General features: G+C 66.9%; 20 protein-coding genes. 10 read left to right on the top strand and 10 right to left on the bottom strand.

Annotation, left to right across the window (positions count from 1 at the left end; genetic code table 11):
• The first annotated feature begins 126 nt into the window (after positions 1-126).
• The 3 genes from mreC (at position 127) to mrdA (ending at position 3,684) form a co-directional block, all read left to right on the top strand.
• Positions 127-1,050 (top strand): rod shape-determining protein MreC, encoded by a 924-nt coding sequence (gene mreC / locus IB243_RS08920; RefSeq protein WP_010467059.1) that lies wholly within the window; start codon positions 127-129, stop codon positions 1,048-1,050.
• 76 nt (positions 1,051-1,126) lie between these two features.
• On the top strand, positions 1,127-1,645 hold the full coding sequence (gene mreD, locus IB243_RS08915) for a rod shape-determining protein MreD (RefSeq protein WP_192426415.1): 519 nt from the start codon (positions 1,127-1,129) through the stop codon (positions 1,643-1,645).
• 98 nt (positions 1,646-1,743) lie between these two features.
• Entirely contained in the window at positions 1,744-3,684 is a 1,941-nt protein-coding gene (mrdA, locus tag IB243_RS08910; RefSeq protein ID WP_192426413.1) for a penicillin-binding protein 2, read from the top strand.
• A 101-nt stretch (positions 3,685-3,785) separates the two neighbouring features.
• On the opposite strand, the gene IB243_RS08905 is transcribed toward mrdA, so the two are convergent.
• From IB243_RS08905 to IB243_RS08885, 5 genes are all read right to left on the bottom strand, one after another.
• Positions 3,786-4,682 carry a DMT family transporter gene (locus tag IB243_RS08905; RefSeq protein ID WP_192426411.1) on the bottom strand — a complete coding sequence of 299 codons (897 nt, stop codon included), beginning with the start codon at positions 4,680-4,682 and terminating at the stop codon, positions 3,786-3,788.
• A gap of 83 nt (positions 4,683-4,765) precedes the next feature.
• Entirely contained in the window at positions 4,766-5,518 is a 753-nt protein-coding gene (locus IB243_RS08900; protein WP_192426409.1) for an amino acid ABC transporter ATP-binding protein, read from the bottom strand.
• Complete coding sequence (locus IB243_RS08895) at positions 5,515-6,297, bottom strand: amino acid ABC transporter permease (protein WP_057271017.1); 783 nt, start codon at positions 6,295-6,297, stop codon at positions 5,515-5,517. Before IB243_RS08895 ends, IB243_RS08900 begins: the two co-directional genes overlap by 4 nt.
• Positions 6,298-6,421: 124 nt before the next feature.
• Positions 6,422-7,186: an ABC transporter substrate-binding protein gene (locus IB243_RS08890; protein ID WP_010467071.1), complete on the bottom strand. Its 765-nt coding sequence runs from the start codon at positions 7,184-7,186 to the stop codon at positions 6,422-6,424.
• A gap of 255 nt (positions 7,187-7,441) precedes the next feature.
• Positions 7,442-8,200 carry a TSUP family transporter gene (locus IB243_RS08885; RefSeq protein WP_010467075.1) on the bottom strand — a complete coding sequence of 253 codons (759 nt, stop codon included), beginning with the start codon at positions 8,198-8,200 and terminating at the stop codon, positions 7,442-7,444.
• Between the two features lie 366 nt (positions 8,201-8,566).
• On the opposite strand from IB243_RS08885, the gene IB243_RS08880 reads away from it, so the two are divergent.
• Both IB243_RS08880 and IB243_RS08875 read left to right on the top strand, forming a co-directional pair.
• Positions 8,567-9,934: an ammonium transporter gene (locus IB243_RS08880; protein ID WP_192426407.1), complete on the top strand. Its 1,368-nt coding sequence runs from the start codon at positions 8,567-8,569 to the stop codon at positions 9,932-9,934.
• 171 nt (positions 9,935-10,105) lie between these two features.
• Positions 10,106-10,441, top strand: coding sequence for a hypothetical protein (locus IB243_RS08875; protein ID WP_192426406.1), 336 nt, complete (start codon positions 10,106-10,108; stop codon positions 10,439-10,441).
• A 46-nt stretch (positions 10,442-10,487) separates the two neighbouring features.
• On the opposite strand, the gene IB243_RS08870 is transcribed toward IB243_RS08875, so the two are convergent.
• Together IB243_RS08870 and IB243_RS08865 are read right to left on the bottom strand one after the other, a co-directional pair.
• The gene (locus tag IB243_RS08870; protein WP_010467079.1) at positions 10,488-10,838 is read right to left on the bottom strand and encodes an antibiotic biosynthesis monooxygenase; all 351 of its coding nucleotides are present in this window, start codon (positions 10,836-10,838) and stop codon (positions 10,488-10,490) included.
• A gap of 20 nt (positions 10,839-10,858) precedes the next feature.
• Complete coding sequence (locus IB243_RS08865) at positions 10,859-12,538, bottom strand: GMC family oxidoreductase (RefSeq protein ID WP_192426405.1); 1,680 nt, start codon at positions 12,536-12,538, stop codon at positions 10,859-10,861.
• 445 nt (positions 12,539-12,983) lie between these two features.
• Here IB243_RS08865 and IB243_RS08860 point away from each other — a divergent pair, with 445 nt between their 5' ends.
• From IB243_RS08860 to IB243_RS08840, 5 genes are all read left to right on the top strand, one after another.
• The gene (locus IB243_RS08860; protein WP_192426404.1) at positions 12,984-14,108 is read left to right on the top strand and encodes an ABC transporter permease; all 1,125 of its coding nucleotides are present in this window, start codon (positions 12,984-12,986) and stop codon (positions 14,106-14,108) included.
• 120 nt (positions 14,109-14,228) lie between these two features.
• A complete protein-coding gene (locus IB243_RS08855) occupies positions 14,229-15,104 on the top strand; it encodes an ABC transporter ATP-binding protein (RefSeq protein WP_192426403.1) in 876 nt (291 codons plus the stop codon).
• Complete coding sequence (locus IB243_RS08850) at positions 15,104-16,069, top strand: MlaD family protein (protein ID WP_192426402.1); 966 nt, start codon at positions 15,104-15,106, stop codon at positions 16,067-16,069. Before IB243_RS08855 ends, IB243_RS08850 begins: the two co-directional genes overlap by 1 nt.
• Before the next feature lie 9 nt (positions 16,070-16,078).
• Positions 16,079-16,786, top strand: coding sequence for an ABC-type transport auxiliary lipoprotein family protein (locus tag IB243_RS08845; RefSeq protein ID WP_192426401.1), 708 nt, complete (start codon positions 16,079-16,081; stop codon positions 16,784-16,786).
• Positions 16,787-17,040: 254 nt separating this feature from the next.
• Positions 17,041-17,823: a hypothetical protein gene (locus IB243_RS08840; RefSeq protein ID WP_192426400.1), complete on the top strand. Its 783-nt coding sequence runs from the start codon at positions 17,041-17,043 to the stop codon at positions 17,821-17,823.
• A 76-nt stretch (positions 17,824-17,899) separates the two neighbouring features.
• On the opposite strand, the gene IB243_RS08835 is transcribed toward IB243_RS08840, so the two are convergent.
• From IB243_RS08835 to IB243_RS08825, 3 genes are all read right to left on the bottom strand, one after another.
• On the bottom strand, positions 17,900-19,303 hold the full coding sequence (locus tag IB243_RS08835) for an NAD(P)/FAD-dependent oxidoreductase (RefSeq protein WP_192426399.1): 1,404 nt from the start codon (positions 19,301-19,303) through the stop codon (positions 17,900-17,902).
• A gap of 118 nt (positions 19,304-19,421) precedes the next feature.
• On the bottom strand, positions 19,422-20,867 hold the full coding sequence (locus IB243_RS08830) for a DUF1501 domain-containing protein (RefSeq protein ID WP_010467095.1): 1,446 nt from the start codon (positions 20,865-20,867) through the stop codon (positions 19,422-19,424).
• A gap of 11 nt (positions 20,868-20,878) precedes the next feature.
• A complete protein-coding gene (locus tag IB243_RS08825; protein ID WP_192426397.1) occupies positions 20,879-22,903 on the bottom strand; it encodes a DUF1800 family protein in 2,025 nt (674 codons plus the stop codon).
• Positions 22,904-23,144: the final 241 nt, after the last annotated feature.

Below are 23,144 nucleotides of genomic sequence, written 5' to 3'. Positions count from 1 at the left end.
TGCGGGCCTGTATGCTGCAGGCACTTTTTCGCTCTGAACTGCATGACCGCACCTGCTCCATTGCTTCTGTCTGAGCACATGCCCGTGGAGTTGCCTCCATGCGGCAAATCCTGACCGCTTCGCACGATGCCACTGGGTACTCTTGAGCGCAGCGCTCCCCCTTTCTTCAAACAGGGCCCTTCGGCCCTGTCGCGTTTGGCCGTCTACAGCGCGCTGGCGCTGTTTCTCATGGTGGCCGATGCGCGCTTTCAGCTCACCGGGCCTTTTCGGCAGGCGGTGGCCACCGTGCTCTATCCGGTGCAATGGCTGATGCTCAAGCCCGTGGAGTTTGCGAGCCACGGTGCGGACTATTTCCAGTCGCTGCAGACCGCCCAGGAAGGGCTGGATGCCGCGCGCCAGAAGATGACCCTGATGGGCCAGCGCGCCAACCAGGCGGAACAACTGGCCCTGGAAAACGGGCGGCTGCGACAGCTCTTGGCGCTGCGCGACCGCCTGGAAACCCCGGCGCAGGCCGCAGAGGTGATCTATGACACGGCCGACCCCTATACGCGCCGCGTGGTGATCGACCGCGGGCAGATGGGCGGCGTGATGTTGGGTGCCCCGGTGATGGACGAGGCGGGCGTGCTGGGACAGGTCACGCGGGTTTTTCCGCTCGTGAGCGAAGTCACTTTGCTGGTGGACCGCGACCAGGCCATTCCCGTGCTGAACGTTCGCACGGGCGCGCGCGGGGTGGCCTATGGCGATCCCGTGGCCGGACACGGCGGCGGCATGGAGCTGCGCTTCATGCCTGCGAATGCCGACGTGCGCGAGGATGACCTGCTGACGACCAGCGGCGTGGACGGTTTGTACCCCTCGGGCCTGCCCGTGGCACGGGTGCTGCGGGTGGAGCGCCGGGCCGACTCCGCCTTCGCCAGGGTCTACTGCACGCCCCTGGCCCAGGTGCAGGGGGCACGCCACGTGGTGGTCCTCCAGCCCTTGGCCGAGAACGCGCTGCCGCGGCCGGAGCCCGCGCACCCCGCGCCCGCGAAACGCGGAGGGCGCCGGGGATGACGAAGTACGTGTCAAGAAGGCGGTGGCTGGATCACGGCCTGCGAAAGGGTGAACCCCTTTCGAAAGGGAGCGCGCGATGATCATGCCGCGCGGCGAGCCGCTGCTGCTTCCGGTCAACCCGATATTTATTGTCGCCAGCCTGGCTGTGGGGCTGGCCATCAACATGCTGCCACTGGGCCGCATCGTCTGGACGCCCGATGTGCTGATGGTGCTGCTGGTCTTCTGGGGCGTGCACCAGCCACTGCGCATCGGCATGGGCGTGGCGTTCCTGCTGGGCCTGTGCATGGATGTGAGCCAGTCGGCGCTGCTGGGCCAGCATGCGCTGTCCTACACCGTGCTGTCGTTTGGCGCGATTGCCATCCACCGCCGCCTGCTGTGGTTCAGTGTGCCGTCGCAGGCCTTGCAGGTGTTGCCCCTGTTTGCCCTTGCCCACGCCATTGAGCTCTTGCTGCGGATGGCGTCCGGGGGCATATTCCCGGGACTGTGGAGTTTTCTCGCGCCAGTGCTGGAGGCCCTGCTGTGGCCTCTGGCCAGCTGGGTGCTGCTGGCCCCGCAGCGACGCCCGCCCGACCGCGACCAGAACCGGCCTCTGTAGCCCATGCCTTCCTTGATGCCAGCGCGTTTTGCCAACGGTCCGTATTTGCCCGTGGTCGGTAAGCACGGGACTGCGTGTGCCCGAATGGGGGGTAGGGCGTGACCGAGGTGCGCAGCAGCGAAGCCGATGCTTCGCGCTTTCGGATGCGGGCGCTGGTCATCGGCGCCCTGGTGTTTTTTGCGTTTTGCCTCATCGCTGCCCGGCTGGTGTATCTGCAGGTGGTCCGGCACGAAGACCTGGCGGCGCAAGCGGAGAGCAACCGCACGGCCGTAGTGCCCATCGTGCCCAACCGGGGGCTCATCCTGGACCGCAACGGCGTGGTGCTGGCCACCAACTATTCGGCCTACACACTGGAGATCACGCCTTCGCGCGCAGGGGTGCTGGACGAGACCATCGATGAGCTGTCCAAGGTGGTGGAGATCCAGAGCCGTGACCGCCGCCGCTTCAAGCGGCTCATGGAAGAGTCGCGCAACTTCGAGTCCCTGCCCATCCGCACGCGCCTGACCGACCAGGAGGTTGCGCGTTTTACCGCCCAGCGCTACCGCTTCCCGGGTGTAGACATCAAGGCGCGCCTGTTCCGCAACTATCCCATGGGCGATGTGGCCAGCCATGCCATCGGCTACATCGGCCGCATCAACCAGACCGAGAAGGCGCGCATCCAGGATTCCGAGGACGAAGCCAACTACCGGGGTACGGAATACATCGGCAAGCTGGGCATCGAGCAGAGTTTCGAGTCCGCCCTGCATGGCGCCACCGGGGTCGAGCAGATGGAAACGTCGGCGGGCGGGCGGGCGGTGCGCAAGCTGTCCAGCCACGCGGCCACGCCTGGTGACAGCGTGATGCTGTCCATCGACATCAAGCTGCAAAAGCTCATTGAAGACATGTACGGCAACCGCCGGGGTGCGCTGGTGGCCATCGACCCGCGCAACGGCGAGATCCTGGCTTTGGTCAGTAAGCCCACGTTCGACCCCAATCTTTTTGTCGAGGGGATTGACGTGGAGAACTGGACGGCGCTCAACGAATCCATCGACAAGCCTCTGCTCAACCGCGCCATGCGCGGCACCTACCCGCCAGGCTCCACCTACAAGCCCTTCATGGCGCTGGCGGCGCTGCAGCTGGGCAAGCGCTCGCCCAGCCTGGTGGTCAACGATCCGGGCTTCTACACCTTCGGCGGCCACACCTTCCGCAGCCATGAAGGTGGGCTGGGCGGGGTGGACATGCACCGCGCCATCCAGCAATCGAGCAACACCTACTTCTACTCGCTGGCGGTGGAGATGGGTGTGGATGCCATCCATGACTTCATGAAGCCGCTGGGCCTTGGGCAGGCCACGGGCATCGACCTCAATGGCGAGGTGCGGGGCACCTTGCCCAGCACCGAGTGGAAGCGCAATGCCTACAAGCGTCCCGAAATGAAGCGCTGGTTTCCTGGCGAAACCGTGTCGCTGGGCATTGGCCAGGGCTACAACAACTTCACCATGCTGCAGCTGGCGCTGGCGCAGGCCACGCTGTCCAACGGCGGCATCCGTTACCGGCCGCACATGGCCAAGGCCGTGAAGAATGCGGTTACGGGGGCCATCACCGAGATCCACCAGCCCCCCGGCGAAGACCTGGGCTTTCTGCCCAGGAACGTGGACATCGTGCGCAACGCCATGGTCGCCGTGAACAAGGGCGGCACTGGCACGCGCGTGTTTGCCGGGGCGCCGTACACGGCTGGGGGCAAGACCGGCACCGCCCAGGCGGTGACCATGGGGCAGAACGTGAAATACAACGCGAAGTCCCTCGAAGAACACCAACGCGACCATTCGCTGTTTACCGCCTTTGCCCCGGCCGAAAACCCCAGCATCGTGCTGGCAGCGATTGTGGAAAACGCCGGTTTCGGCGCAGCCCACGCCGCCCCCATCGCGCGCCGGGTGTTTGACTACTGGCTGCTGGGCGAATACCCCAACGAGGAAGACTTGGTAGCCGTGCAGAAAGGCCTGGCCTCCGCGCCGATTGGCAAGCCACGCAAGGCGAGCGAAGTGCAGATGATCGCTCCCTAAGCCATTGGTTCAAAAAAGATAGCTGGTAGCGCAATACAGATAAGCGCCAGGGCCTGTTTTTAGTAAGATTTTCGTTTCCAACCGGTCTCCGTCCCGCTCCGTCAGGCCCGTTGCACGGTGCCGGCCCGCCCAGCGGGCTGGATCTGGCTGAACACCAGGGCTGCCACGATCAGCGCGGCACCACCGAGCCCCGCCCAGCCCAGCCTTTCGCCCAGCAGCGCCCAGGCCGTCAGCGCGGCGAACACCGGTTCCAGCCCGAACACGATGGCGCTGCGCATGGCGTCCACGCGCTGCTGGCCCCAGGCCTGCAGCGTCACCACCACCACGCTGGCGAGCAGGCCCAGATACAGCAGGGCCAGCAAGGCATCCACAGGCAGGTCTGCCGCGGAACGCAGCCAGTCCATGCCACCGCCCTGCGCCAGCAGCAGCGCGGTGGAGGCCAGGGCCATCACCGTGGCTTGTGCGGCGGCCATGCGCGTGGCCCGCAGCGGCTGCGCCGCCGTGCGGCGCGCGCATTCCTCCAGCGCCAGGATGTACAGCGCGTAGAACACGGTGCTGGCCAGCGTCAGCGTATCGCCCAGGTTCCAGGGCTCGTTCTCATGGAACATCAGCGCCATGCCTGCACACGCCAGGGCGCACGCCGCCCACAGCCGCCAGCCATAGCGCCGGCCCAGGAAGGCCATGGCGATCAGGGGCACCACCAGCACGTTGAGCCCGGTGACAAACGCGTTGCGGTTGCTGCTGGTGCGCGCCAGCCCTTCGATCTGCAGCCAGAACGCCAGGAACAGCAGCAGGCCCAGGGCGCAACCCCAGCGCCGTTCGTGCCGCAGCATGCCGCGCCACAGCGGCGCCAGCACCACCAGCGCGATCACAAAACGCAGCCAGATGATCTGCAGCGCATCGAGCTGCGCCGAGAGCAGTTTCATCGCCGGGAAGGTGGTGCCCCACACCACCGTGACAACCAGCAGGGCCATCAGGCCCCAACGTTCAGTACGCATCGGAAGAATTCCCCAAAACCAAAAGAAAAAAGGGCCGCCGGTTGCCCGGCGGCCTCTGCGCTGCAGAGCGGCTCGGACGCGGGTCAGTGGCTGACCTGGCCCAGAAAGGCGCGGATGCGGTCGTTGGCCGGGTTGCCGAAGAACTCCTGCGGCGGCGCGTCGTGCGCGATGCGGCCCTGGTCGAAGAACATCACCCGGTCGGCCACCTCGCGGGCAAAGCCCATTTCGTGGGTGACCACAATCATGGTCATGCCACCACGCGCGAGGCCCCGCATCACGTCCAGCACTTCCTTGACCATCTCGGGGTCGAGCGCCGACGTGGGCTCGTCAAACAACATTACTTTGGGTTGCATGGCCAGCGCCCGCGCAATGGCCACGCGCTGCTGCTGCCCGCCCGACAGTTGCCAGGGGTACTTGTGTGCGTGGTCCTGCATGCCCACGCGGCCCAGCAGTTGCATGGCTTCCTCGTTAGCCTGGGCGCGCGGCGTGTGGCGAATGCGGCGGGGGGCCAGCGTCACGTTGTCCAGCACGCTCATGTGGCCGAACAGGTTGAACTGCTGGAACACCATACCAACCTCGCAGCGCTGGCGCTGCAGCGTGCCGAGGTCGTCGCAGACCTCCACGCCGTCGATGGTGATGCGCCCGCTGTCGTGGGGCTCCAGCCGGTTGATGGCGCGCAGCAGCGTGCTCTTGCCCGAACCGGACGCGCCGATGATGACCGTCACCTCGCCGGTGTGGAACACGGTGGAGACATCCTTGAGCACCTGGTGCGCGCCAAACGACTTGCACACCCGTTCGGCCACGATGTAGGGCTTGGGCTGGTGGGTCGCGGTCATTGGTTGCGCCCTTCCACGTCAAAGCGGTATTCCACAGCGTTGGAGATCTGCGTGACCAGCGTGGTCAGCAGCAGGTAGGTGACGGCCACCGTGGTCAGCGTGGCAATGGGCTGGAAAGTGGCCGACTGGATGCGGTTGCCCACGTTGGTCAGCTCCACCACGCCAATCGCATAGGCCAGCGATGAATCCTTGAGCAGCGCCACAAAGTTGCTCACCAGCGGCGGCAGCGAAATCTTGAACGCCTGTGGAAACACTACGTCCAGAAATACATGCACCCTCCCCAGGCCCAGCGCCCTGGCCGCCTCGGTCTGCCCGCGGGGCACGGCCAGCAGGCCTGCGCGCAGTGCTTCGGCGTTGTAGGCGCCCACGTTCAGCCCCAGGGCCACCACGGCCGCGGCAAAGTCGGGCAAATTCAGCCCCGGCACCAGCACCGGAAGGGCAAAGTACACAAACAGGATCTGCACCAAGAGCGGCGTGCCGCGGATGGCCCAGATGTACACGCCAGCAACCCAGCGCACGGGCGTCCAGCGGGCCGTGCGGGCGAGCGCCGCCGCCGTGCCCAGCACCAGGCCCACGGCACCGCTGACCAGCGTGAGCCACAGCGTGGTGCGCGCGCCTTCGGAAAACGCCTGGGCGTTGGGGCCGATGGGGTCGGGGAAGAACGACAGCAATTGGCCCAGCAACGAGAGGGCCAGCACCATCACCACCAGTGCAGCGACCAGCGTGGCATTGCTGCGCTGCTGTCGGGACCAGCCTTGTGGCCAAAGAGCGAGAAGCATGGATCAGACGACCGGAAGGTCTTGGTTGGAATCGGGCCAGCGGCAGGACCAGGGTGACGCCGCTAGAAACAGCAAAGGGTGCGCCAAGGGCCAGGCCCTGCGCACCCCATCACGTATTTTTAACTCAGTTGCAGCGCACGTCTTCTTTGAAGTACTTCTTGGAGACCGTGGCGTAGCTGCCGTCGGCCAGCACTTCGGCAAACGCCTTGTTCCAGGCATCGGCCAGGTCGGTGTTGCCCTTGGCCATTGCGGGGGCGATGCGTTCGATGAACAGCATGTCGCCCAGCTTGAAACCGGCCTTGGCGTTCTTGGCGGCGGCTTCCTTGGCCACGAACTTGTCGCTGACCCACGCGTCCACGCGCTTGGAGATCAGGGCGCGCTGGGCGTCGGTGTCCTGCGGAAAGTTCTTCACTTCCTTCACGCCGCTGACCTTTTTCACTTGCTCGAGGTAGCTGGTGCCGGTCTGCACGGCCACCACCTTGCCCGAGAGGTCCTGGGCGTTGCGGATCTTGGCGTCCATCGCCACGATGATGCCGCCCGAGCAGTAGTGGGGGTTGGCAAACGTGACAGCCTTGGAGCGCTCTTCGGTCACGCCGTGCGATGCGATCACGGCGTCCCAGCGGCTTTGGCCCAGGCCGGTCAGCAGCGCGTCAAACCCCAGGGTCTTCCATTCGAGCTTCAGGCCCATCTTCTTGACCACCAGCTCGGCCACTTCCACCTCGAAACCCGTGAGCTTGGTGCCTTCAAAGAAGTTGAACGGCGCGAACTGGCCTTCGGTGGCCACGATGATCTTGCCGTCTTTCTTGATTTCATCCAGCGTGCGGGCCTGGACGGCGAGGGCGGCGCACAGCGCCACGGCGGTGACAACGGCAGACTTGAAAAACTTCATGGCAGGGTTCCTGTGGGGGTGGTTCAGGTACAAAAAATCCGGCATGCGGGTAGGCAGGCCGGAGCGGGTGAATGCAGGCATCGCCAACAGCGATGGGCCTCGTCATCAAACGGAAATGCGCAGAAATTATAGGACGGGCGTTCGCATTCGGGCCATGCAGGGCAACCCCGATGACCTCGGGGCGCCCTGGTGGTAGGCCTGCCCAGCTTAGCAAGCATGATGCCATCCGGGGGCACGAGCCCCTTCGGGCCTCCGCTAGCGCAGGAACGCGTCGTAACCCGTCTTGAGGATCAGCGTGCTCACCACCACGATGAAGATGCCACGCACGAAACCCGTGCCGTGCTTGAGCGCCAGGTGCGTGCCCAGCAGGCTGCCCACCACATTGGCGATGGCCAATGTCACCGCAAAGTGCCACCACACATGGCCCTTGGCGGCAAACAGCGCAATGGCGGCGACGTTCGTGGCGCAGTTGAGCAGCTTGGCCGAGGCCGAGGCGTTGAGGAAGTCATAGCCCAGCAGCCGCACGAACAGGAAGACAAAAAAGCTGCCGGTGCCCGGGCCGAAGAAGCCGTCATAAAAGCCGATGAGCACGCCGATCAGGCTGGCCACCAGCACTTCGGTGCCGCCCGCAAAACGTGGGGTGTGGTGCCGCCCCAACTCCTTCTTGGCCAGTGTGTAGACCAGCACCCCCAGCAGCACCAGGGGCAGCAGCTTGCGGAGGAAATCGGCCGACATCACCGTGACAGCCCAGGCGCCGGCAAACGAACCCGCAAAACCCGCAGCGGCGGCAGGCAGCATGGCCGACCAGCGGACCTGCACGCGACGGCTGTACTGCCAGGTGGCCATGGCCGTGCCCCACACCGAGGCGGCCTTGTTGGTGCCCAGCAGCGTGGCCGGGGGGGCCCCGGGAAAAGCCGCAAACAGCGCCGGCACCATCACCAGCCCGCCCCCACCCACGATCGCATCCACAAAACCTGCCAGCAGCGAGGCCAGGGTAATAAAAATCCATTCCATCGCAGGATTTTCGCAGCTTGTCTGCTATGGATTCAGGACCTCCCAAGGCAGTGGCGAAAGGGAGGCCAGCGTGGAACAGGCAAGAAAAAGGCGCTGGGATCGCCAGCGCCTGGAAAAAAACCGCACCTCGTTGGGTGCTTGAAATTTGATTATTGGTAGAAAGGATGTCTCCTCGGGCCCCTCGCTTGGCACACCGAAGCGCGCTTTCGAGTGCCGCAACTGTAACGACTGCACTTCGCTGGTGCATTGGGGGTTTCCCGCCCCCGTTGTGGGGCGGTGAACGCGCCGCAGGGGGCGAAAACAGGGTGTTTGGGTTGGCACGGCTCGTGCAATTGCGCTTGTAACAATTTGCGAAAGGGAGCCGCCATGCGGGCAGTCAACCACCGGTTATTTGTGGTCGTGTCGTTGTGTCTGGGCCTGTGCGCCAGCGCATTGGCCCAGACGGCGCTCGATGCAGCGGGTGCGGTGGCGGCAGTGCCGTCCCCGCCCCTGACCCGCCCCGGGCTGGTGGCGCAGACCACCATCAGCGCGGCAGATACCGCGTGGATGATGACCTCCACGGCGCTGGTCCTGCTGATGACGCTGCCGGGCATTGCCCTGTTCTACGCGGGCATGGTGCGCAAGAAGAACGTGCTCAACACCATGGCCTGTGTGGTCGCCATTGCGGCGCTGGTCAGCCTGCTGTGGTTTGGGGCGGGCTACTCGCTGGCCTTCACCCCGGGCAGCCCTTGGTTGGGGGGATGGGAGCGCATCGGCTTTGCGGGCCTGGACTTTCAGCTCGCTGGCGGCAAGCTGGCGGTGAGCCATGTGGCACCGCACATCCCCGAGTCGGTGTACGCCATGTTCCAGCTCACGTTTGCCATCATCACCGCCGCGCTGCTGGTAGGGGCGTTTGTCGAGCGCATGCGGTTTTCCGCCATGCTGATCTTCATCGGCCTGTGGACCCTGCTGGTCTACGCCCCGGTGGCGCATTGGGTGTGGGAGCCAGGGGGCTGGCTGGCCCAGATGGGCGCGCTGGACTTTGCCGGGGGCTCGGTGGTGCACGTGAATGCGGGCGTGGCCGGGCTGGTGTGTGCGTGGTTCCTCGGGCGGCGCACTGGCTACGGGCGTGAGCCGTTCGAGCCCTACAACCTGGGGCTCACCATGGCCGGTGCGGGCCTGCTGTGGGTGGGCTGGTTCGGCTTCAACGCGGGCTCTGCCGTGGCCGCCGACGGGCGCGCCGGGCTGGCGATGGCGGTGACGCACCTGGCCGCAGCGGCCGGGGCCTTGTCGTGGATGTTGGGCGAATGGGTGGTGCGCGGGCGGCCATCCCTGCTGGGGCTGTGCTCTGGCCTGGTGGCGGGGCTGGTGGCCATCACGCCGGCGGCGGGGTTTGTCACGCTGCGCTCGGCGGTGGCGATTGGCCTGGTGGCCGGGCTGGCATGCTACTGGGGCGCCACGGGGCTCAAGCGCCTGCTGCGCGCCGACGATTCGCTCGATGTGTTTGGGGTGCATGGCATCGGCGGCATCGTGGGCTCGCTGCTCACCGGCGTGCTGGCCAGCCGCACCGTGGGGGGTGTCTCCGGCAGCCTGCTCACCCAGGCCATTGGCGTGGGGGCGGTGATGGCCTACAGCCTTGTTGCGACCGCCGTGCTGCTGTGGATCACCAATTTCGCCGTGGGCCTGCGGGTGGATGAGCAGAGCGAGCAGACCGGGCTTGACATCGCACAGCACCGTGAGCGCCTGGGGAGTTAATGAAGTCCACCCCTCCTGAGGCCCTGCGGGCCTTCCCCCCGCTCTCGCATTGCTGCGCAATGCGGGCAGGGGGACGCAGCCAGCGCGGCGGGGCGGCCCTTGCGCGGCTGCCCGCGCTTGGGCCGCGCCGGTCAGCGCCATGGATGACTGAAATGCCATAAGGAGCCGACCATGCCCGATTCCGACAAGCTCGCCATTGCCGCCCACCTGCATGTGCTGCTGCGCCGCAAGACGGGGCGCGTGACCGACACCGAATGGATGGCGGCCAACGCCGAATATGCGCTGGAGATCGTGCGTTTCGCACGCCGGCGTGCCCAGGAGGACAACGTTCCAGAGCTGGTCGAGTGGGCCGACCGCCTGGACCTGGCCATCCATGCCGCCCCACCCGCTGCGCCGCGCCGTCCCTTGCTGGATGTGGCCACGCAGGCCGTGCGCCAGCGCATGGCGGCGCCGCCCGCACCCGAGCCAGCGCCCGAAGTGCCTCGGTATGTGGGGGGAATCCGCTGACCGCGCCGCGGCCGTGTGGCCGGGGTATGACTGGGGCTGGGCGGGATCAGTGCGCTGCCGCGCCCTGCACGAACAGGCCCGCCGTGGGCAGCAGCCCGACCAGCTTGTCGTCGCCATAGGTGCGCATCACCTGCGAGATGACGACCTGGTAGCCGTTGAGCCACTGCGCTTGCGCCGCCTTGGCCTTCAGGTGGGCGGGGTGTTGCATCAGGGCCTGCAGGGCCTCGAGCGATTGCCAGTAATACACGTTGGACACGAGGCCCTTGCCCGTGTCCTCCCACGATTCCTCGCCCAGGTAGCCGTCGATGGAGCGGGCTGCGGTGGCAATCGCCTCGTCCAGGCGGTGGAAGGCGTCGTCGAACTGTTTGGTGGCAAAGATGAAGGTGGAGGAGTACATGGGCGCGATGGTACCCACGCTTATGCCGTGCGCCGCGCCTGGATGATCCATTCCGCAGCCTTCTCGGCCAGCATCAGGGTGGGCGAATTGGTGTTGCCGCTGGTGATGGTGGGCATGGCCCCTGCATCCACCACCCGCAGGCCCGCAATGCCGCGCACGCGCAGTTGGGAGTCCAACACCGCCATCGGGTCTTCATCCCGCCCCATCTTCGTCGTGCCCACGGGGTGGAAGATCGTGGTGGCAATGTCACCGGCCAGGCGCGCCAGGTCTTCGTCGCTTTCAAACTGCACGCCGGGCTTCCACTCCTCGGGCTGGTACTTGGCCAGTGCGGGCTGGGCCACGATGCGGCGCGTGACACGCAGGCTGTCGGCGGCCACCTGGCGGTCTTCGGCGGTGCTCAGGTAGTTGGGCGCAATGGCGGGGGCGGCCTTGAAGTCGGCGTTCTTGATATTCACCGTGCCCCGGCTTGTGGGGTTGAGGTTGCACACGCTGGCCGTGAAGGCCGGAAAGCTGTGCAGCGGCTCGCCAAACGCGTCAAGCGACAGCGGCTGCACGTGGTACTCGATGTTGGGCCAGGGCTGGTCCGCGCTGCTGCGCGTGAAGGCCCCCAGCTGCGAGGGCGCCATGCTCATGGGGCCGCTGCGTTTGGTCGCGTATTCGAGCCCGATCTTGGCCTTGCCCCAGAGCGAGCTGGCCATGGTGTTGAGCGTGGCCACGCCGCCCACCTTGAACACCGCGCGGATCTGCAGATGGTCCTGCAGGTTGGCGCCCACGCCGGGCAGGTCGTGCACCATGTCAATGCCGTGCTGGCGCAGCAGCGCGGCGGGGCCGATGCCCGAAAGCTGCAGCAGCTGCGGTGAGTTGACCGCGCCCGCGCTCAGAATGACCTCGCCCGTTGCGCGGGCCGTGACCATCTCCTGGCCGTCCCACACCAACACGCCGGTGCAGCGCTTGCTGCCGTCGGGCTGCGTCTCGACGACGAGCTTGGCGGCCTGCGCGCTGGTCCACATCTCGAAGTTGGGGCGGCCGTAGCAGGTGGGCCGCAAAAAGGCCTTGGCCGTGTTCCAGCGCCAGCCGCTCTTCTGGTTGACCTCGAAGTAGCCCACACCCTCGTTGCTGCCGCCGTTGAAGTCGTCGGTGGCGGGTATGCCGGCCTGCTGCGCTGCCTGGGAAAACGCGTCCAGCACATCCCAGCGCAGGCGTTGCTTCTCCACGCGCCACTCGCCGGTGCTGCCGGTGGCCTTGTTGCCGTGCAGGCGTTTGAAATTTTCATTCACGCCGCCGGGCTGGTCCAGGCGCCAGTGGTCCTCGTGGCGGCGGAAGTAGGGCAGGGCGTTGTCCCAGCGCCAGCTGGCGTCGCCGGTCAGCTCGGCCCACTGGTCGTAGTCGCGCGCCTGGCCGCGCATGTAGATCATGCCGTTGATGCTGCTGCAGCCGCCCAGCGTCTTGCCGCGCGGGTAGCGCAGCGTGCGGCCGTTCAGGCCTGCGTCGGGTTCGGTGTTGTAGAGCCAGTCGGTGCGCGGGTTGCCGATGCAGTACAGATAGCCCACGGGAATGTGGATCCAGTGGTAGTCGTCCTTGCGGCCGGCTTCGATCAACAGCACCCGGTAGCGGCCGTCGGCGCTCAGGCGGTTGGCAAGCAGGGCGCCGGCCGTGCCGCCGCCAATGATGATGGTGTCAAACGTGGTGTGGTCGCTCATGGGCAGGGGGCGGTGGCAATGTGTGGAAGGAGACGGAGGGCCATTGTGCGGACGGCGCCGGGTGTGTCGAGAGGGTCAGTGCCTATTGCTATTAAATATATAGCTATCAGCGCATGGTGGTAAAGCGCTGGTGGCCTGTTTGATATTAATTTCATGCATTCCTGGTCCGCCTGTGCTTGGCGCCCGGCCCTGGGGTTCCTCTGCACGAATCGCCGCGCCGCGTGCATCTGCGGTCTCGGGCGGTCTGCGGCGTTGCAAAACCTCGCAATAGCTACGGCTATTGCTGCGTTTTGCGCCTTGCAGTCCATCCCGATCCGCAGCGCACACTTTCCGCTCGATTCGTGCAGAGGATCCCTGGCGGGCATCAATCCTACGTGCCGCCTGCGGCTGGCTCCGCTACCATGCACCCTCCCTTGCATTCTTGGCGGCCCGCGCTGCCCAGTTCATGACCGACCCCGCTCCTCGCATTGTTAGCGCCGATACGCCCCAGGGGCCTTGTGCGCAGCTGCATGGGCGCTGGGGCGCGGCCGAGCTGGGAACCGGGGCGCACTGGGAGGCCGTGTCGGGCCAGCTGCGCAGCCACCCGGCCGCACCCACGCTGGGCTGGGACCTGACGCAACTGCAGTGGCTGGACCACGTGGGCGCCCAGTTGCTGTGGAACCACTGGCAGCATGCCTGGCCCGAACGCCTGGCCTGCACCGACGCACAGCGCGACATGCTTGCGCGCGTGGCGCAGTTCACCTGCACCGCGCCGCCGCCCGAGCCCTGGCGGCTGGGTGAGCAGGTGGACCACCTCGGGGTGCTGGTGCTGCACGGCGTGGACCATGCCCGCCACATGCTCGAAATGGTCGGCCGGCTGGTACTGGATCTGGGCCGCCTGGCGCGTGCCCCGCGCCGGGGGCCGTGGCGCGACGTCTCTGGCCACCTGTACCGCATGGGGGCCACGGCCCTGCCCATCACGGCGCTGGTGGGCTTCCTCATCGGTGTGGTGCTGGCCTACCTGATGAGCCTGCAGCTGCGGCAGTTTGGCGCCGAGTCGTTCATCGTCAACATCCTGGGCATCTCGCTCATCCGCGAGCTGGGGCCGATGCTGGCCGCCATTCTGGTGGCAGGGCGCTCGGGCTCGTCGATCACCGCACAGATCGGCGTGATGCGTGTAACCGAAGAGCTCGATGCCATGCGTGTCATGGGCATTCCCCACGGCTTTCGGCTGGTGATGCCGCGCACCATTGCGCTGGCACTGGCCATGCCGCTCATCAGCGTGTGGACCACGCTGGCAGCGCTGGCGGGCGGCATGCTGGCGGCCGACGTGGCCATGGACATCTCGCCCGGCTACTTCGTGCAGGCCCTGCCCGCCGCCGTCAAGATCGGCAACCTGGGCCTGGCCATGGCCAAGTCGGTGGTGTTTGGAGCGTTCATCGCGCTCATCGGCTGTCACTGGGGCCTGCGCGTGAAGCCCAACACCCAGAGCCTGGGCGAAGGCACCACGGCCTCGGTGGTCACGTCGATCACCATGGTCATCATCGTGGACGCTTTGTTTGCGGTGGCTTTCAAAAACATAGGCATATGACTAGTCCCCTGAGCCGCTTCTCGTCATCCCCCCAAGGGGGGACGCCACCCGTGGCCTGGCAAAGCCAGCTCCACGGTGGCACTGGCATGGGGACGCGCCAGTGTCAACGGGAGCGAGGCCATGACTGAGCGCATCGCCAAGCCCGAACACATCGCCGTCGCGCCCGGCGAGCCGCCCATCGTGGACGTGCAAGGCCTGTGGACGGTGTTCGGCAAGGGCGACGAAGCCTTTACCGTGCACCAGGACCTGAACTTCACCGTGCAGCGCGGTGAGATGCTGTCGCTGGTAGGGGGCTCGGGCACGGGCAAGACGGTGCTGCTGCGCCAGATCCTGGGCCTGGCCCGGCCGGCGCGGGGCCAGGTCACGGTGCTGGGGCGCCCGGCGTCTGAAATGGGGCGCGAGGGCGCGGCCAGCCGCGTGGGCATGCTGTTCCAGCACGGCGCGCTGTTCTCGGCCTTCAACGTGCTCGACAACGTGGCGTTTGCGCTGCGCGAGCAGGGCACCCTGCCCGACGACCTGGTGCGCGATGCCGCGCTGGTCAAGCTGCAGATGGTGGGCCTTCAGCCCGAGCACGCCACGCGCATGCCGGCGGACCTGTCGGGCGGCATGGTCAAGCGCGTGGCATTGGCGCGCGCGCTCATCATGGACCCGCCGCTGCTGCTGCTCGACGAACCCACGGCGGGGCTGGACCCGAGCAGCTCCGACGACTTCTGTGCGCTGCTGCGCGAGCTGCGGGCTGCACTGGGGCTCACGGTGGTCATGGTCACGCACGACCTCGATACGCTGTTTGCGCTGAGCACCCGGGTGGCCGTGTTGGCCGATAAAAAGGTCATCGTCACCGGACCGCCGCACGAGGTGGCGCATTTCCAGCACCCGTTCATCGAACACTTCTTCCTGGGTGAACGTGGCCAGCGCGCCATGGCCCCGGTGCAATCCGTGGAGCACGCCGTGGCACAGACCGCCGCCGCGCCCACGCCCGACAAGGAACCCACCTGATGGAAAACAAATCCCACGCCCTCGCCGCAGGCATCTTTGTGCTGGTGGTGGCCGCCATGCTGGCGGGCCTGGCCATCTGGCTCACGCGCGACAGCGCCAACTACGAGCAGTACGAGCTGTCCACCAAGGACGGCGTGAGCGGGCTGCAGCCCCAGGCCGCCGTGCGCTACAAGGGCGTGGCCGTGGGCAAGGTCACGCGCATCGGCTTCGACCCGCAGGTGACGGGCAACGTGCTCATCCGCATTGCGGTCAACGAGCAGGCGCCCATCAGCCCCACCACCTTCGCCGTGCTGGGCTACCAGGGCGTGACGGGCCTGGCCCACGTCCTGCTGGACGATGCAGACAAGCCCTACCCCGAGCTGCCCCCAGGCCCGAGCGGCCTGCCGCGCCTGCCCATCAAGCCGTCGCCGTTTGGCAAGCTCGCCGAGCAGGCACCCGCCATCCTCGCCCAGGTGGACGAAGCCACGCGCCGCATCAACCAGCTGCTGGGCGACACCAACCAGCAGAAGCTGACGGAGGCCCTGGGCAACATTGCCCAGGCGGCAGGCAGCGTGAACACCTTGACCCAGCGGCTCGATGCCACCGTGGCCCAGCGCCTGGACCCGGCCCTGGCATCGCTGCCCCCGCTGGCCAGCGATGCCCGCAAGACCCTGCAGTCGCTGCAGCAGGCCGGCGCCAGCGTGTCGGTGCTGGCGGCCGACGTCAGCAAGACCACGCAGCGCCTGGGGGCCGAGGGTGGCCCCATCGACCAGATCACCATCGGCACGCAGTCCCTCGCCCGCGCGGCCGACCAGTTCAGCACCACCACGCTGCCGCGCCTGAACCGTGCCGCCGACGACACCTCGCGCGCGGCGCGCCAGCTCAGCCGCACAGCGGGCGGCGTCACCGACAACCCGCAGCTGTTCATCTATGGGTCTGGCCGCATCCCGCCCGGCCCGGGTGAACAGGGCTTTGCCGCACCGTGAGGAGCGTTTATGACCAATACTATTAAAAACATAGCTGCTAACGCATATCAGTCAAGCGCTGGAGGCCTGTTTGCCTCTATTTTTTCTGTGGTGGTGCTCGGCATCGCAGGCTGTTCGGCGCTGCCCAGCCCGCCATCGCGCCCCGCACTGTATGACTTTGGCCCCGGCGCACTTGCCCCGGTGCCCACCGACCGCCGCGCGCCCCTGCCACCCCTGGCGCTGGCCGATGTGGAGGCCCCCGGCCTGCCCGAAGGGAGCAATGCCGTGCTCTACCGCCTGGCCTATTCCGACACCCAGCAGCTGCGCCCGTACAGCCAGGCCCGCTGGAGCCAGCCGCCTGCGCAGTTGCTGCAGCAGCGCCTGCGTGAACACCTGGGCCAGCGGCGTGCGGTGCTCAAGGCCGACGATGCTGCGGCCCAGGCACGCGACACGGCCCAGGGCAACCGGCTGCCTTCGGTGCTGCGCGTGGAGCTGGAGGAGTTCAGCCACATCTTCGTCCAGCCGACCGAGAGTGCGGGCGTGGTGCGCCTGCGCGCCACGGTGGTGGACCTGACGCTGTCTGGTGAAGTGCTGCGCGGCCAGCGCGTGTTCATCGCGCGCACCCCCGCGCGCAGTGCCGACGCAGCGGGCGGCGTGGCCGCACTGGCCGAGGCGTCCACCCAGGTGGCGCAGGAACTGGCCGCGTGGGTGGAACAGGTGGGCGACGTCCGCCAATGACGCGGCGGGGCAGCCCGCCGGGCTGAGCCGCAAGACGCTGCACAGACTTGCCCCAAGGAGCGCGGCGGGGCGCAGGCCATGGAGCGGGTGTTTCCTTGGGGGGAGTCCCCCAATCGCTGGACCGAAGTCCAGCGCATCGCGCATGTCTGGGTGGTGTGCTGGCGTGGGCACGGGCACATTTCCAACGGCCGCCGCAGTGCGTACCATGTCGCTTCCCGCATCCAAAAATCACACAACACATCGAGAGGGACGCCATGTTCATCGTCTGGGGGAAGAAACTCGTCTATCGAAAACTCGGCCATGTGGCCGATTTTTGTCCCATCTGCCGCAAACCACGCGCCTTCGTGCTGCAACGCCTGGGTTCAGCGGGGCACGTGTACTACATCACTGTGAGCCAGGGAGAACTGGTGGGCTACGAGCGCACCTGCGTGCGTTGCGACACCTCGTTCAATGCCGAGCCCACCCATTACGCTGCAGTGGCACCCAAGCCCGCGCCTTTGCCCGAGTTGGCGCGGCAGACCTTTCCGAACCTGGAGCAGGCCTGGAAGGAGCGGTTGGACCTGGAGCGGCAATTGCGCGCGGACCCGCGCGCCCTGCACGCCGATGACCGCAAGGCGCTAATCCGCAGCCCATTTCTGCTGCTGTCGCCCAAGGTCGAAAAGCGTTTTGCATCCACCCATTTCGACAAGGAGGTCGGCATCTCCGCCCTCGTCGCGCTGGGCCTGATGATTGCAGGGCCCGCCATCGTGCACAAGCTGTCTCCCGACTCGTCCGACCTGGCGGTGCTGGTGTTCATGGCCCTGGGCGTGCTGCTCGTGATCGTGCAGATGGTGCTGGCGGGCGGGCGGTTCATGCGGCGCGAGGTAGTGCCGGTGCTCGCCCAGTGCCTGCGGCCCCTGCAGCCCACACCCGGCGAGTTGCAGACCGTGATGGCAGAGCTCAAGGCCTTGCGGCACAAGATGGCCAGCAAGCTCAAGCTGGCGGAACTGATCGCGCACATCTGGGGCCCGCAGGGCGCCGCCGGGGCGCGCGGCTGAATCAGGTCCTTGGAACGTCGGTACGCAGGCGGGGCGAGACGGCGTACTCTCGCTGCGGTGCTGCGGTGACCGCGGCCTACGGCTGGGGTTTTTGGGGGGGCTTCGACACAGGCGCAGCGGCCACCGAAGGCTGCCCCTCGATCCCCGTCACCACCCGCGCATAGCGCGCAAAGCTCCAGTACGCCCAGGCCCAGTCCAGCAGCACCACCAGGCGGTTGCGAAAGCCGATCAAAAAGTACACGTGCGCAAAGAGCCAGAACAGCCACGCAAAGTAGCCTGAGAACCGCACCGGCCCGGCGGGCGAGGTGAGGTCCACCACGGCGGAGTTGCGGCCGATGGTGGCCAGGTTGCCGTAGTTGCTGTAGCGGAACGGCTGCGTGGGCTGGCCGCTGAGCCGGCGCAGGATGTTGGCGGCGGCGGCCCGGCCCATCTGCTTGGCGCCGGGGGATACACCGGGGACAGGCGTCGGCTCCTGGCCGGGCGCGTGGCTCTTGGCCGCAGCCAGGTCGCCGATCACGCTGATCTCGGGGTGGCCGGGCAGCGTGAGGTCGGGCGCCACGACCACGCGGCCAGCGCGGTCGGTGGTGCACCCGGTGGCCTCGGCCAGCTGGCGGCCCAGCGCAGAAGCGGCCACGCCCGCAGCCCAGACAATGCATTTGCTCTTTATTTGATAGCTATTTGCGCTTGATGAATCAGCGCTGGATGGCGATTCGACCATCAGTCCCTCGGCGTCAATGGCGGTAACGCGGGCGTTGATGCGCACTTCCACCCCCAGCTTTTCCAGCTGCTCCCTGGCGCGCTGGCTCAGCGTCTCCGGCATGGACTGGAGCACGCGGGCGCCGCCTTCGAGCAGGATGATTTTTGCACTGGCCGGGTCGATGTGCCGGAACTCGCCCGGCAGCGTGTGGCGTGCGATCTCGGCCAGGGTGCCCGCCATCTCCACGCCCGTGGGGCCGGCGCCGACGACCACAAAGTTGAGCCAGTCGGCGCGGCGCACAGGGTCCGTCTCTTTTTCGGCGGCCTCGAAGGCCAGCAGGATGCGGCGGCGGATCTCGAAGGCATCGTCCAGCGTCTTGAGCCCGGGCGCGTGGGTGGCCCAGGCGTCCTGGCCAAAATAGCTGTGCGTGGCACCGGCCGCGACGATGAGGTGGTCGTAATGCAGGGGTGTGGAGGGATGGGGTCCGCCCTTCAGGTGTACGGTGCGTGCCGCCACATCGATGTGCGTGACCTCGCCCAGCAAGGTCGTGACGTTGGGCTGCTGGCGAAACAGGTGGCGGATGGGCGCCGCGATGGCCGGGGCCGACAGCCCGGCGGTGGCGACCTGGTAGAGCAGGGGCTGGAAGAGGTGGTGGTTGGTCTTGTCGATGAGCGTCACGTCCAGTGCGGCACCACGCAGCGCACGGGCGGCTTCAAGGCCGCCGAAGCCGCAGCCGATGATGACAACACGGGGACGGGGCGAGGGAGCGGAGGAAGTGGTCATGCCCCCATTATTGGGGCTCGCAGCTTCCGGGCGGCCAGTGAAACTGGCGCCGCCTTGGGCAAGGGCAGCAAGCCAAGGCCCGCCCCGAGCGGCGCAGCCGCTCGGGGGATGTTCCACATCAAGCCATAAAGCCCAGGTTGGTCGGGTAGTCGGCCCCGCCGAAGTGGCTCAGGTTGGGCAGCACACCCGGCAGTTCGCTGTTGCTCACGCCGAACCAGCTGGCCAGCGTGGCCGCGTATTGGTCCACCGAGGTGCTGGGCAGCAGGCGACCCTGGCCCACATGCCATTGGTCGTTGGCATCGGCGGTGTTGGTGATGCTGACCGGTGGCGCCTTGCCGTAGAAGGCCTTGCCCTTGACCGCGCCACCCACCATGAGATGGTGGCTGCCCCAGCCGTGGTCCGAGCCGTCGCCGTTGGAGCTGAGCGTGCGGCCGAAGTCCGAGGCCGTGAACGCCGTCACCTTGTCGGCCACGCCCAGTTCGACGGTGGCGTTGTAGAACGCGGTCATGGCTTCGCTCACGCGCTGCATGAGCGTGGGCTGCTGCGAGATCAGGTTGTCGTGCAGGTCGAAGCCGCCGAGCGACACCATGAAGACCTGCCGTTTGCTGCCCAATGTGGTGCGCGCGCCGATGAGGCGGGCGACCATCTTGAGCTGGTCGGCGAGCGAATTGCTGGAGGGGAAGGCCGTGGCCAGGTTGACCCCGGCCAGCCCCGAGGTGATGGAGGCTTCTGCGCCCACGGCCCGCGCGGTGACGCGGTTGTATTCGTTTTCCAGCGTCTGGCCGCTGTTTTGCTGGATCAGCGAGCTGAGTGCCGCGCGCACGGCCGTGGAGCCATAGACGTTGTTCTTGACGCCGTTGATCGCGATCGCGCCGTTGGTGCTGACCTGGTACTGCAGCGCGGAGTCACCCGAGAGGAACACCGCATTGCCCGTGACGGAGATGCAGGTGAACAGCGAACTGCCGTTGGAGGACAGCGCCAGGTCGCCGATGTTGCCGCCCCAGCCCACGGTGGAGCCTTCGGGCGAAGACGACTGCCAGACCGACTGCTGGTCGTTGTGCGAGAACAGCTTGGGGGGCAGCGGGTACAGCGTGCGGTTGCTGCTGCTGTACTGCGCACGGGTGAGTGGCACCACCAGGGGACCCACGTTCAGCTGCACGGCGGCCTTGCCGGTGTTGAACAGGTTCGTCAGCCCGGTCATGGCGGGGTGCAGTGCGTACTGCCGCCCCCCGGCCAGCGGCGTGGTGGGGGTGAGCAGCGTGGGCGTGAGCGCGGACTTGGCCAGGGCAATACCACCGGCCGTCTGGCCGGCCCCGCCGCCACGGATGGCGTTGTACTTGTTGTAGCTGTCGTCGTCGTAGGTGATGACGGTGTTGCCGTAGTCATTGCCGCCGTACAGGAAGACGCAGACCAGCGCCTTGTAGTCCGTGGCCGTGAAGGCTGCGGCCTCGCCAACGGCCGCGAGATTGAGCGCAAAGGGCAGGGCCGTGCCCGCCATGCCCAGCTGGGCCGAGCGGCGCAGGAAAGCGCGGCGGGAGTGGAGTTCGGGTTGGAGGAGATGCATGGCGGCGCGCCTTATTTCTGGATCAGGTATTCGGCCGAGGCCATGACGAGGAAAATCGCGGCCGCCACGCGGTCGCGCTTGGCGTTGTCCGCGCTCGCGGCCGTGACGGCCGTGGTCTTGAGGGCATCCGCGATGAGCTTGATGGTGGCCGCAGACAGTTGGCCGCCTGTCATGAGCAGGTTGACCCGGTCGACCAGCGCGTCGGCATCGGCCACGATGGCCAGTTCGTTGGTGTAGGCCGCCTTGATGTCGACGCCGTTGTTGCTGGTGCTACCGTTGTTGGGCAGGTCTGGCGCGTTCACGAAGATGCCGTTGCGGATCACGCCCTGCATGTAGTTGAGGTAGCCGCCCACGCTGCTTTCGTTGACGAGCTGGAACTCCGGCGCCACGGCGCCCGCCGTGGCCAGGGCGGTCGAGGGCGGCACATAGCCCGGCCGGAAGAAGTTGAACACCGACGGCGAGCGCAGCGGGCTCTGCGCCAGGCGCGAACCCGCCGAGCTGAGGTCGCCGATCTTCCAGCTGCCATATTGCGAAGCGATGCCGAACGTGCGGCCCCACTGCACGAAGCGCAACATGGGTTCGCGCAGCCGGCCGAACATGGCGTCCGTGAGCCCGGCGGGCCCGCGTGCCTCGTTGTCCAGCAAAACCGCCTTGACCACGGCGCGCATGTCGCCGCGCACGCCGACACCGTTGTTGTTGAAGGCGGCGGCCACGCGGCTCACGTAGCCCGGCGATGGGTTGCTGGTGACCAGGCGCTGGACCAGCTGCTTGCCGATGAACGGCCCCACGTTGGGGTGGTTGAAGATGGTGTCCAGCGCGGTCTTGAGTGCCGCCGCGCCGGGGGTGCCGGCGGCAACGGTGGTGCCCAGGAAGGTGGCGGCCAGCGTGGAGTGCCGCGACTCGGTGAGTGCCATGGGCAGCCGCGTGAAATGGGTGCTGGGCACGGTGCGTGTGGTACCCGGCACGGTGGTCTGCACGTTTTGCGACTGGTCGTAGTCGTAGCCCGTGAACACGCGTGCCAGGTTGGTGATGTCGCTTTGGGTATAGCTGTCGACCACTTGGCCCGAGCCATCGCGCTTGGCCGTGCCGTCCTGGTTGAGGTCCACGAGCCCGATGGACATCAGCTGGAGGATCTCGCGGGCATAGTTCTCGTCGGGCTGGCGGCCCGTGGAGGGGTTTTCCTTCTGGTTGCCGCGCGTGTTGAGGTAGTAGCCCATCGCGGGGTTGAGGGTCACGTCCTCCAGCAGCTGGCGGAAGTTGCCGAAGGCATTGGCCACGAGCTGGTCCCAATAGTGGGCGATGGCGTGGCTGCGCCAGCTGAAGTCCAGGCCCGAGAGCGATACCACGCAGATTTCGGACAGCGCGAGGGCCACGCGTTTGCGCAGCCCGTCGGTGGACGTCATGAGCTGCTGCCAGATCATGCAGTCGCCCGGGTAGGTGTTGTCGTAGTACGACGTGGTGTTGTCCACCGTGTTGTAGCCACGCTGGTTCAGCCAGTCCCACCCCTTGGTGCCAACGGGCAGACTGAACTGGTTGTTGATCCAGCCGTCGTAGGTGCTGGCGCGCAGGGTGGCAATCTCGCCCGTCGAGGCCGAGAACTGCGCTTGCAGCAGGAAGCGGGCCGCCTCCGAATCGGTGCCGGCCTTTGTGTACGTGTAGGAGCCCGCACCCGGGGCCGGTGGAGGCGGCGGGGGCGGTGGAGTCGATGGCCCCGGCGCGGGCGTGGGACCGGGCGCCGGTGCGGGCCCGGGGGAGGGGGGCGTCGTGGGGCTGGGTGTAGGGGCCGGGCCGGGGGTAGGTGCCGGGCCTGGCGTGGGTGTCGGTGTGGTGCCTGGAGCGGGCGTCGCGGGCGGGCTCACGGTGTCATCGGCTGCGTCGCCGCCACCGCAGGCTGCCAGCGCCACGCTGGCCATCAGGGCGGCGAGCGTGGCTTCCTTGGGCAACGGGGCCGGGCGTGGAGCCGCCTGCGCGGTGTCGATTCCCTCTGCAACTTCGGCAGGCGCCGCTGCGCGAGGTTCCTCTTTCATCAGTGTCATGGTGGGTCTGCTAGTTGTTGGTAGCGGGAGCAACACCACACGCAGAGCTCTCAGGCGCCCTGCATGCATGGACGGTGCGCTTCGGTAGCTCTGCCATGGATGCCAAGGCCTGGTCCAAGTGTATGGATTTGCAACTGAGAGCCTGTTGGGCTAAATCGTTATGAATGACTACAACAGTCACCAAATGCAACGGTTTACGCAAAGAGGCTGGTTTCGACTAGGGCGTGTTCACGCCGGAACT

Source organism: Acidovorax sp. ACV01, from assembly GCF_014851495.1.
Taxonomy (GTDB): Bacteria; Pseudomonadota; Gammaproteobacteria; order Burkholderiales; family Burkholderiaceae_C; genus Acidovorax; species Acidovorax radicis.
Note: the sequence above shows the minus strand (reverse complement) of the source record. Positions and strands in the feature narration are given on the sequence as shown.

Bases quoted from the DNA above. Each gene is read 5' to 3' on its own strand.
- mreC (WP_010467059.1), top strand. From the start codon at position 127: ATGCCACTGGGTACTCTTGAGCGCAGCGCTCCCCCTTTCTTCAAACAG.
- mreD (WP_192426415.1), top strand. From the start codon at position 1,127: ATGATCATGCCGCGCGGCGAGCCGCTGCTGCTTCCGGTCAACCCGATA.
- IB243_RS08905 (WP_192426411.1), bottom strand. From the start codon at position 4,682: ATGCGTACTGAACGTTGGGGCCTGATGGCCCTGCTGGTTGTCACGGTG.
- IB243_RS08900 (WP_192426409.1), bottom strand. From the start codon at position 5,518: ATGACCGCGACCCACCAGCCCAAGCCCTACATCGTGGCCGAACGGGTG.
- IB243_RS08895 (WP_057271017.1), bottom strand. From the start codon at position 6,297: ATGCTTCTCGCTCTTTGGCCACAAGGCTGGTCCCGACAGCAGCGCAGC.
- IB243_RS08890 (WP_010467071.1), bottom strand. From the start codon at position 7,186: ATGAAGTTTTTCAAGTCTGCCGTTGTCACCGCCGTGGCGCTGTGCGCC.
- IB243_RS08885 (WP_010467075.1), bottom strand. From the start codon at position 8,200: ATGGAATGGATTTTTATTACCCTGGCCTCGCTGCTGGCAGGTTTTGTG.
- IB243_RS08880 (WP_192426407.1), top strand. From the start codon at position 8,567: ATGCGGGCAGTCAACCACCGGTTATTTGTGGTCGTGTCGTTGTGTCTG.
- IB243_RS08875 (WP_192426406.1), top strand. From the start codon at position 10,106: ATGCCCGATTCCGACAAGCTCGCCATTGCCGCCCACCTGCATGTGCTG.
- IB243_RS08870 (WP_010467079.1), bottom strand. From the start codon at position 10,838: ATGTACTCCTCCACCTTCATCTTTGCCACCAAACAGTTCGACGACGCC.
- IB243_RS08865 (WP_192426405.1), bottom strand. From the start codon at position 12,538: ATGAGCGACCACACCACGTTTGACACCATCATCATTGGCGGCGGCACG.
- IB243_RS08860 (WP_192426404.1), top strand. From the start codon at position 12,984: ATGACCGACCCCGCTCCTCGCATTGTTAGCGCCGATACGCCCCAGGGG.
- IB243_RS08855 (WP_192426403.1), top strand. From the start codon at position 14,229: ATGACTGAGCGCATCGCCAAGCCCGAACACATCGCCGTCGCGCCCGGC.
- IB243_RS08850 (WP_192426402.1), top strand. From the start codon at position 15,104: ATGGAAAACAAATCCCACGCCCTCGCCGCAGGCATCTTTGTGCTGGTG.
- IB243_RS08845 (WP_192426401.1), top strand. From the start codon at position 16,079: ATGACCAATACTATTAAAAACATAGCTGCTAACGCATATCAGTCAAGC.
- IB243_RS08840 (WP_192426400.1), top strand. From the start codon at position 17,041: ATGTTCATCGTCTGGGGGAAGAAACTCGTCTATCGAAAACTCGGCCAT.
- IB243_RS08835 (WP_192426399.1), bottom strand. From the start codon at position 19,303: ATGACCACTTCCTCCGCTCCCTCGCCCCGTCCCCGTGTTGTCATCATC.
- IB243_RS08830 (WP_010467095.1), bottom strand. From the start codon at position 20,867: ATGCATCTCCTCCAACCCGAACTCCACTCCCGCCGCGCTTTCCTGCGC.
- IB243_RS08825 (WP_192426397.1), bottom strand. From the start codon at position 22,903: ATGACACTGATGAAAGAGGAACCTCGCGCAGCGGCGCCTGCCGAAGTT.